The sequence below is a fragment of the Herpetosiphon geysericola genome, from assembly GCF_001306135.1.
In the GTDB taxonomy this organism is placed as follows: domain Bacteria; phylum Chloroflexota; class Chloroflexia; order Chloroflexales; family Herpetosiphonaceae; genus Herpetosiphon; species Herpetosiphon geysericola.
The window spans coordinates 1-9,594 of sequence record NZ_LGKP01000043.1; the positions used below are offsets into that span (position 1 = coordinate 1).

General features: G+C 52.1%; 9 protein-coding genes and 1 pseudogene. 9 read left to right on the forward strand and 1 reads right to left on the reverse strand.

Features of this window, described 5'->3' with window-relative positions; genetic code table 11:
- From SE18_RS25900 to SE18_RS25940, 9 genes are all read left to right on the forward strand, one after another.
- Positions 1-657: glycosyltransferase family 2 protein (locus SE18_RS25900; protein ID WP_152976777.1), on the forward strand; the 657-nt coding region annotated here is incomplete at its 5' end.
- Positions 654-1,103, forward strand: a complete 450-nt coding sequence (gene pssD / locus SE18_RS25905; RefSeq protein WP_054537380.1) for a PssD/Cps14F family polysaccharide biosynthesis glycosyltransferase — start codon at positions 654-656, stop codon at positions 1,101-1,103. The genes SE18_RS25900 and pssD, both read left to right, overlap by 4 nt.
- A complete protein-coding gene (locus SE18_RS25910) occupies positions 1,100-1,621 on the forward strand; it encodes a glycosyltransferase (RefSeq protein ID WP_054537381.1) in 522 nt (173 codons plus the stop codon). Before pssD ends, SE18_RS25910 begins: the two co-directional genes overlap by 4 nt.
- Position 1,622: 1 nt before the next feature.
- Entirely contained in the window at positions 1,623-2,771 is a 1,149-nt protein-coding gene (locus SE18_RS25915) for a glycosyltransferase family 4 protein (RefSeq protein WP_054537382.1), read from the forward strand.
- Complete coding sequence (locus SE18_RS25920) at positions 2,768-3,931, forward strand: glycosyltransferase family 4 protein (protein ID WP_054537383.1); 1,164 nt, start codon at positions 2,768-2,770, stop codon at positions 3,929-3,931. Before SE18_RS25915 ends, SE18_RS25920 begins: the two co-directional genes overlap by 4 nt.
- Before the next feature lie 20 nt (positions 3,932-3,951).
- Positions 3,952-4,593 (forward strand): nucleoside/nucleotide kinase family protein, encoded by a 642-nt coding sequence (locus SE18_RS25925; RefSeq protein WP_054537384.1) that lies wholly within the window; start codon positions 3,952-3,954, stop codon positions 4,591-4,593.
- A complete protein-coding gene (locus tag SE18_RS25930; RefSeq protein WP_152976778.1) occupies positions 4,580-5,176 on the forward strand; it encodes a hypothetical protein in 597 nt (198 codons plus the stop codon). The genes SE18_RS25925 and SE18_RS25930 overlap by 14 nt, the downstream gene beginning before the upstream one ends.
- A gap of 9 nt (positions 5,177-5,185) precedes the next feature.
- Positions 5,186-7,474 carry a hypothetical protein gene (locus SE18_RS25935; RefSeq protein WP_054537386.1) on the forward strand — a complete coding sequence of 763 codons (2,289 nt, stop codon included), beginning with the start codon at positions 5,186-5,188 and terminating at the stop codon, positions 7,472-7,474.
- A gap of 99 nt (positions 7,475-7,573) precedes the next feature.
- Positions 7,574-8,809, forward strand: a complete 1,236-nt coding sequence (locus SE18_RS25940; RefSeq protein WP_152976779.1) for a polysaccharide biosynthesis protein — start codon at positions 7,574-7,576, stop codon at positions 8,807-8,809.
- Positions 8,810-9,176: 367 nt separating this feature from the next.
- Here the strand turns inward: SE18_RS25940 and SE18_RS27665 are convergent.
- Positions 9,177-9,594, reverse strand: a pseudogene (locus SE18_RS27665) (class I SAM-dependent methyltransferase); the annotation flags it as partial.

Below are 9,594 nucleotides of genomic sequence, written 5' to 3' on the forward strand. Positions count from 1 at the left end.
CAGATTAATACGTGTGGCAACCATATGCACTATACAGGACTGACCTATTGTCGTGGGGCGAACCAACCCCGCACACAGTATGCGATGAGTTGCACCGTTGATGCCGTATCTGGGGCAGCATGCGCTATCCGACGTAACCTTTTTACAGAGCTTGGTGGCTTTGATCAAGCATTCTTTATGTATGTGGAAGATAGTGATTTATCGTTAAGAGTCCGATTGGCTGGATTCAGCTGTTTTTATGTTGCGCATGCTGTTATTCAGCACAAATATCGCTTGGACTATACGCCCAAAAAAGCATTTTTGATTGAACGCAATCGTTATTACATGCTCATAAAAAATTTCTCACCCTCCGTCTTGTATCGATTAATTCCAGGCCTCCTCATGAGTGAAGTAATTACGGGTGGTTATTTCCTACTGCGTGGACCACGCTATTGGGGGATCAAACTTCGGGTGTATGGGGCACTCTGGATCTATTGGAAAAGCAGACCAGCAGCATTACCGCAGGCACAGCCTCATCATGAAAAGGCTGTCCTCCAGCACTTAGCAAGCGCACTCGATTTCCAATCCATCCACGATGGTTACGGAGCACGGCTCATGGCGTGGATGATCAATCCGCTCCTGCGTTTGGCCCACCGCTTTGCTGGAGGATGGCAATGAAACTTGGCATTATTTGCTCGCATGGGGGGCATTGGACAGAAACCCTCCAAATCTTTGCTGCGTTTGCTGGCTATGATCGTTTTATTGCAACCTATACCAGCCCACGCGCTGCTGATGTGCAACAAACAGGCCGTGCCTATTTCACCCGTGATATTGGGCGGCATCCTGGCCGCATGCTTCGTGCTTGTGGTTGGGCTGCCATGGTGCTGCGCAAAGAGCGTCCTGATGTACTCATTAGCATGGGCGCTGAAATCGCCATTCCTTTTTTTTATCTCGGAAAATTGTTCGGTTGCAAAACAATCTTTATTGAAAGCTGGTGTCGGGTGACCAGTGTCTCGCAAACTGGCAAAGTCGTGTATCCCGTGAGTGATGTTTTTTTAGTGCAATGGCCCCAGCTCTGCGCGATTGCTGGAAAAAAAGCACAGTATGCTGGAGCGATCCTATGATCTTTGTGAGTGTCGGAACGCGACCCGAACCGTTTGATCGACTTGTGCAGGCAATGGATTGCGTTGCAGCACAGATCGACGAAACCGTCATTATCCAAACAGGGCATACGCGCGCTGGAGTGCAGTATGCCCAAGCCCGACCATGGCTCAATGATGCGGAGTATCGTCGGCTTATGGTGCAAGCACGCATCGTGATTAGCCAAGCAGGGGCAGGATCAATTCTTATGGCGCGCCAATACGCACGACCATTAATCGTCGTCGCCCGCGCACGTCATTATGCAGAATGCCCTGACGATCACCAAGCAGAGCTTGCTACTGCCGTTGAGCAGATTGGGTATGCGCAGTATGTCCGTGACATTACCCCCGAGGCGTTACGTGATGCCATGCACCATGCACTGTATCACGCGGACGATGCGTCCGCTGCCTCACGGTTGGTGCCGACTATCCGACACTACCTCGCCCAGTGGGATCGTCCGACTGTTGTCTGGTTTCCTTGGTTACGCCGGAAAGGTTCTTAAGATGCGTATTGCCCTCGTGTTATCAACACCCTTGCCCGCGTGTGAAGGTATTGGGTTTTATGTTTGGAATCTTGGACTGTTCTTGACCCAACAAGGCCATGAAGTCCATATGATTACGCGCCGTGAATCTATGAAACCATCGTATGAGCAGGTTGAGCGCATTCATATCTGGCGGCCAACGTTTTGGCGCGTTTACCCACTTCATGTCGATTTCCATGGCTATTTCGTTGAGCAAACACTCGATACGATTGCCAAAACGTATGGACTTGACCTGATTCATGTGCATACCCCGCTGGTCAAAATTCCAAATAGTCCCTATCCCGTTGTTGTCACGGTGCATACCCCAATGAAAACCGATACGGCGTCTATTCCGCTTCGCTCCATGCTGGGCATGCTCATTCGGCTGCAAACACCCTTTAGTATTCGCTTAGAAAAACGGCTTTTGCGGCAAGCAACCCAGATTACCACGGTTGCAACGAGTGTTGCTCAAGAATTAAGCACCTATGGTGTGCTCCCGCATGAGATTGCCATCCTTGGAAATGGAGTGGATACAACGACCTTTTATCCGGCTCCAGACCCTCGTATGCGCTTTCAACAACGGTATTTTTTAACGGTGGGACGGCTTGCACCAAGGAAAGGCTTAGAGGATTTGATTGTGAGTGCGGCTGCGCTCATCAAACAGTATCCAGCATACCGTTTTTTAATTGTTGGGCAAGGCCCTTTAGCCGCAACCCTTCAAAAACAGATTACTCACTACCAACTTGACGATCATGTGCAATTACTTGGGCATATTGATGATCGAATAGCCTTAGCCAATCTGTATCGTGGTGCATGGGCCTATATCCATCCTGCGCACTACGAAGGATTACCAACCGCCTTACTCGAAGCCATGGCCTGTGGATGTCCGGTCGTGGCAACAGCAGTGAGCGGCGCGTTGGATGTCATCACGCCGACGAATGGAATCCTCGTGCAACCCCATGCGCCAACGCACTTAACTGCGGCGATTCAAGCGCTCATTGACCAGCCCGATATGGCTGATGCGCTCGGTCAGCAGGCAGGACGAACCATCAAACAGCACTACAGCTGGTCGCGGATTGGCCAACGCTATCTCGCGGCTTATCAGCAAGCGAGCCAAGGAGTTGCTGCATGAAACGCATTGTCTTAATTGCTGCTGGGTGCGAAGCGCATTGTGTGCGGCTCCAACCATGGCGCTATTTATGTGAAGTTGCAATCAATCTGCAACTGCATGGGCATATGGTCACGATCGTTAGCACTGGGACTGATCGCGAGCGAACGTTTTATGGCGTTCCGATTCTTCGCGTGCCATCGCTTACCTATCATCCAAAGAACCAACACCTACACGCAGCGTTAGCATCCTGTGAACCGGATGTCGTCCTGTGGCATCTTGGAAAAACCAGTATGCTGCATGGCCACTATCACTATCCTGGCGCAATCAATATTGGTATTTTCACAAGTCCCATCTATCAACTCACGCAATTATGGCAGATTGGCCTGAGTCGCTTAATCAAGAACTATCAACTGGGAGCGATTCATTTAGCAGGATCATTAATTCCCACCAAAGCGTTTCAACACCGCTATCGGATGCAACAACTCGATCACCTTGTGGTTCAGACCGAAACAACCAAGGCCCGTTTAGTAGACCTTGGGGTACCATCCCACGCGATGACCGTGATTACGCCAGGCATCGATGCGGACTGGTTTGAGGAACAAAACAACGATGCTGCGGTACGCGAGCACGTAGGATTTGGCCCCCATGATCATGTAATGGTGTACTTTGGCTCGCCAGCACCCTTACGCGGTTTGCATACCTTATTAGATGCATTCAGCCGTGCGCGCCAGCATAATCCATCCTTGCGCTTATTGTTGCTGAGTCGACGGCATCCGCGTGAATTGCAGCATGCTGATGCGCAGCTTGGCCGCTTATTAGCGCAACCATCGATCCAACCCTATGTTCGGATTATTAGTGGCTATTTACCATCACGGACATTAATTCGTCATGTTGCCCTTGCCGATAGTGTGGCCCTACCATTTGATTTGGTTCCATCCGATGCCCCGCTGAGTTTACTCGAAGCCCATGCCTTAGGGAAGCCGGTTATTACGACAACTATTGGCTGTTTACCGGAGTTTGCAGCCTATGGGCAGCACGTGCTTGCCGAACCAGCCCAGCCACAATCGCTTCACCACGCCATTCTCAACAGTAGTCGACAGCAGTATGCTGCGCCTTCAAGACCACGCATGGTGCGGCAATGGGCAGAAATGGGGGAGCAATGGCATTCCTTTCTTGGCTAAACCAGCGAAAACGGTATTCGATGATTTATATCACGGGCAGTGATGGGGCTGGTAAAACAACCCAAGTGCGCCAAGTGATCGATCAGTTAACTGCCCAAGGATTGCCGGTTGCCCATCGCTGGTTACGCTTTCCTTTTCGGTTAAGCACGCTGTTTTTAGTCTATGCCCGGCTTCGTGGATTGAGTTGGTATGAGTCGCATCCCCACGGACAACACGGATATTGGGATTTTCGTTCGTCGTGGATTATGAAGCACCTGTTTCCAATACTGCTCTGGCTTGACGCACTCAGTGTTGCAATCCAATCCCTGTATTGGCCCATTGCAACGGGCAAAGTCATTGTCTGTGAACGATTTGTCGTGGACATGCTCGCCGATTTGATGGTTGCGACCCAAGATTTTGATTTATTAAACCGCTGGTATGCGCGCTGGTATATTCGCTTGATTCCTGCGGGAGCGGTTATCCTCCTGCTCGATGGCGATCCGACGTGTATTCGGCAACGGCGGAAGGATTTAGTCTACGACCGAGTTCTGCCTGAGCGCATTCGCGCGTTTCAAATCATTGCAACCCATTTTGGCTGGCCATTAATTGCCGGCGATCAATCGATTGCGGCGATTCATCAGACAATTTGTCACTTGATTGAGGAACCCTATGTCTGTTCCTAAACCAGCAAAAAAGCATGGCTATGGTCGATTCTCTGATCAGCACCTGCGCCGATTCCTTACCCATCCGAGTGGCGCGTTGTTCTCCCATTGGTGTTTCCAAAGCATCTTCTATATGCATCGGACGGAACGCCACTTTAAGCTCGCCCTTGATGGGGTGTTAACACTCAGCCTTGCGGCTGGACTGCGTGGGATGATTCCTGGGTGGCAGGGTTGGATCATGGCGTGGATCATCGCCCATACCATAAATGTTTGTTGTAATGGCCATGTGTGGGGGGTCTTGAAACATTTTTATCCCACCGGTCAAACGGCTCAGAGCTTTGATGACTATCGCATCCGTTTAATTAACCGCATTCAGCAGCAATCATGTATTGCGGAGAGTGTCGTGATTGGGAGTAGTGCATCGCATGCATGGACAGTCTATTCCGATCTTGATATTCGATTAATGCGCCAAGCAGGGTGGATGAATGGTCTCCGTGCATGTTGGTTTGCGACCAAAGAACGAACGCGGGCATGTATCCAGCGCTTTCCCCTTGACCTCTATATTCTTGATCCGACCAATGAATCGGATGCAATGTATTCTTAGGAGCATCGTATGCGTGTCCTACCATCAGTACGTATTCAACCGCGATCGTGGTTCCATCATCATGATCTGCGCCGCTATGGCCGAACGATGCTGTTTGATATCATGGTTCTCATTGCATGTGTAATCCCTGGGATTATTCTCTCCCAGCAACAGCTTCACGAACCATGGAATGCCTTTCGTGTTGCTCGGGCCCAACTCTCGACCGATCAAGCGCACATTGCCGATTATACGACCAATGCTGGGGCCTATCGACCAGAGCATTTAGGCAGTGATCTCATCCATACCGCCTTGATTCAGGCGACGGACTGGCCATTGGATAGTTTGGTCGTTGTCCCGATTGGCGCCTTGCTCTTAGCCCTTGGGTACTATGGAGTGGTGCTCTTTTTGACATCCTCGCGCCGCTGGGCTGCGGGAATTGCACTCTTTACGAGCTGGTATTATCCAGGCATCTATAATCAATTTAGTACCCAAACCTATGTGTGGGTCTACTGCCTCCTGCTGGGATTTTTGATTGTCTTCTATCAATGGCTCACGCATCCGAAACGGGTCTATGAGATCCTGCTCACGGCTATCTTTCTTGCGACCTTTTTGCATTACCATACCACGCCGCTCTGGATGATTGGATTAATAGTGATTGGTGTTGGTGGGAGTAAACTTGCGCAGCGCACAACCGCCTCCCCCTATCGCTATTCGTGGCTGCTGCCGGTGAGTTGGATCGCATGGGATCTTGCGGTTGATACCGTGCTCCACCATGGATGGCAGCACCTGCAAACTATCAGTTTCACGACGATTCGACAGAGTTTCGTGAGCAAAGTCCTCGGCCCTTTGCTCCAACGCACACCAGCAGGACTCGACCCCTTCATGGTTGCACCCGTTAATCCTCCCATTGCCACGGGGAGTACGCTCATTTGTCTCCTCCTGCTCACGGTGCCGGTAGGCTGGTGGATGATCGGACAGATCACATTCATGCGAAAAACGCGTCAGATCCAAGCCCTTGTTGCAACACCACAGGCTATCTTTGTCTGGGCGATTGGAGGGATTGCGCTAGCACATACAACGATGTACCTCCTCTATGGGGCATTGAGTCTCCGCGTTATTCCCGTCCTCTTTCCCTGTATTGTGCCCCTCGTATGGCGCGAGCAGCCGTGGGCGCGCTGGCGAGGTCCAATGCTGGTACTCCTCGTCGCCAGCGCCATGGTTGGTTTTTTTCATTTTGCGCCAACCATCCAACCCGATATGACCGCGCAACAAACCGGACGCGCAAGCGGGTTAATCGCTACCGAGAGTACGGTGTTAAGTGATGCGAATCTGTATGGATCGTTAGCCCTACAACGGGCAACCAACCACACCATGATTAACCTTGCCTGGATTGATGCGTCTAACTATCGTGCTGTGGCTGAAGGACACCCGCTGCCCCAAGCAATTGACTATATTGCGATTGCAAAAACGACAAAACCGTTAATTACGACTCAATGGCAATACTTTATCTCATGGATTCTTACCAATCCCTTGATTGAACAGCATCCTGGAACCAATCAAATTTATGCAAGTTCCCGCTTAAGCCTGTTGCAGCCCATCGATCGTGCGCTTCCCACCGTTGTACCCCAAGTCATGGCGTTGGAAGCACCATCCTCATGGATCGGACACGCCTTCCGCTTGTTTGGAACGATGCTTGCTCTCTTTGTCATTCCTGGATTAGCCATCGTGTGGCTTGCGCAACGCAAACAGATGTTTGGACCAAACCTCGATATTCGCGTGATCCTCGCATGCACCATTGCGTTCTCCATCGTTCATCTCACGGGCATCAGTTATCTGGTGCAGTTAACCGGCATTGGTATAGAATGGATCAGCGGTCTCACACTCCTCGTCCCTATCGTAGGCCTCGTACTTGTTCGCCTGCGGGGCCAATCCTTCACGATTGCACCACGGTGGTGGCGGTATGGTATCAGTGTCCTCGTAGTCATAATCGCTTGGATTGGATTTGCTACCAATAATGTCATGGCCCAGACCACATCACTCCCTCCGCTCGAGACGTTTACTACCCAAGCACGCGCAGGAGCAATAACGATCCACCTTGCGAATAACACCACCGCTCCGATGCAGGCAACGGTCGTGATCGAAACGCATGATGGGACGACCTTGATGACGAGCACACAACAGCTTCTGCCCAGTACCGTGACCCCACTGACGTGGGAAATCCCCGTGACGGCAGACGATCACGCGATCGTGATACGGGTAATGACCGACCAGCAACCGCCGTTGTCGTTATGGTTTGCACATATCCCACGAGGCAATTAACCGATGAAGATGACGAAGCGACAATTCCCACTAGCTGGGTTCTTGCCACAACGGATACGCGACTGGGACGATGCGTTTCTGATCCAAACGGGACTCTTGATGGCAATGCGGATTATCGGAACAGGACTGGGATTTTTCTTTTGGCTCGCTGCAACGCGTTTGGCAGTTCCTGATGCCGTTGGTCACGCCTCTGTGTTGATCAGTGCTGCGATGTTTATGGCAAATATAGCCCAAATGGGATTGGGCTATGTGGTGCTTCGCCAGCTTCGCCATCATCCCAACCCCAGTGCGTTGATTAACCTCATCTTAGTCCTTATTGCGGGGCTGACGGTAGTATTGGTCAGTATTGCCGTAGGGACGATGACCGTGTGGTTTCCCCAAGAACCCACCAATCGCGTGCTCGTGGGTGGCATCCTGCTGCTCCTAACCATGAGCCTTGCGCTCGCGCAGATCGTGAATTGGATTTTCTTGGCGCAACAACGGCTTCGGTTTTCGCTCTATAAGCAAGTCGGACAAGCGAGTTTGGCCTTAGTGTTGATTCTCCTCTTGCGTCCCTTGGGAGGCTTTGTCGCCATTATGCTGGCATATACGCTCGCGGTGATTGTGGTAACGCTCGTCAGTATTGGCATGGGATTGCCCAAGGTGATACCGCACTACCAGCGTACACTTGTCTGGGCCCAATGGCCGCATCATACGTTTCGGAAAGACGCGTTGCCAAATTATCTGGCCGATCAACTCCAACGCTTACCGGATATGCTGCTGCCCTTAATCGTGGTTCATCAGGCAGGAGCACAGCTGGGAGCCGTCTTTTTTATTATGTGGTCATTAGGGAGTAGCATTAGTTCATGGACAAGTTCAACGGCTGATGCCTTTTTACGCGAAGGCATCTATCATCCTGAGCAACTGGTGACGTTATTGCCACGGGTCTTGATGACGGGAGTAGGATTAACGGTTGGATTCGGCAGCCTGTTCGCGCTGGTGAGTCCCATCCTTTTGCCATGGTATGGACAAACCTATGCTGCTCTCGGTCAGCCCTTTCTGCTCTTGCTCCTAATCGGCAATATTCCATGGGTTGGAACCACCCTGCTGATCACCCTCCTACGGATTCAGCAGCGTCCGATGGCCGTCTTGCTCGGGCTACTCCTGAGTAATGGGCTTGGAGTTGTGGGAATCAGCCTGCTCCTGCCCTATGGCTTAACGGTCACGGGCTGGGGATGGATCCTCGTCCAAAGTATCGTGGGTCTCGCTTTAGGGTGCTTTGTCTGGTTCACGATCCGGTATCGACGTCATCATGTCCTCCCCAACCTCGCGCATGAAACGCATCCGGATGGATAACTCACATTGCGGCGACCAGCGTTGCCCCCAAGCACAGCTCATGGCGCGGCGACCAGCCTGGTCCTTTGCTTGGGGGCAACGCTGGCACCCAGAATACAGCATACATCAGGCCCATACATATGTACGACCATGGGGTGTGGCAACGATTCCTGTTTTTTGGTCTATGGGGTCGATCCATGTCTGTGCATGGTGCCCACACGGGTGACCGTTGCTGGCAGCTCCCCGGTTCCGATCATGAGGTAACGCGCATGGGTATGCAGTCTGAATGATGGCCTTTCAAAAACGAATCGTTGCTCTCTGCCGCTATGGGTCCGAGCGCCATGTTTCAAGCCCGTCAGGGTAACGAAGGCAGCATCACAGTCTTCCGTTAGCTGCTGCCGGATACTAACCACGCTGTCGCCCACCAGTAGTCATAGATCGGGCGGACGTCGACTGTTGCAAAACCTGCCGCGCGTACTACCTCCGCCCAAGCTGCGATTGGCTGCTCGTAGGTCGTGCGGGCCGCCGTCTGGTCGAAGTAGCCGAAGAGAACGGGCATCAGAAAGCCCTGGGCAACGAGGCCACCATCGTCGGCGTACTCGGCCAGTCCGCGCTGGTAGCGGCCCAGGATATCACGCACCCGTGTTGGATCGTACATGGCGGCGAACTCCGGCACGTCGAACTCGACGATCAGCAGACGCTGGCCTAGATCGCGCAGCCGACGCAGCAGCCCCGGTCGTTCCTCAGGTGGGATCGAATGCAGGCTATAGGTTGCCTGGATGATGGTCCAGCCGCCGCTCTCCTGA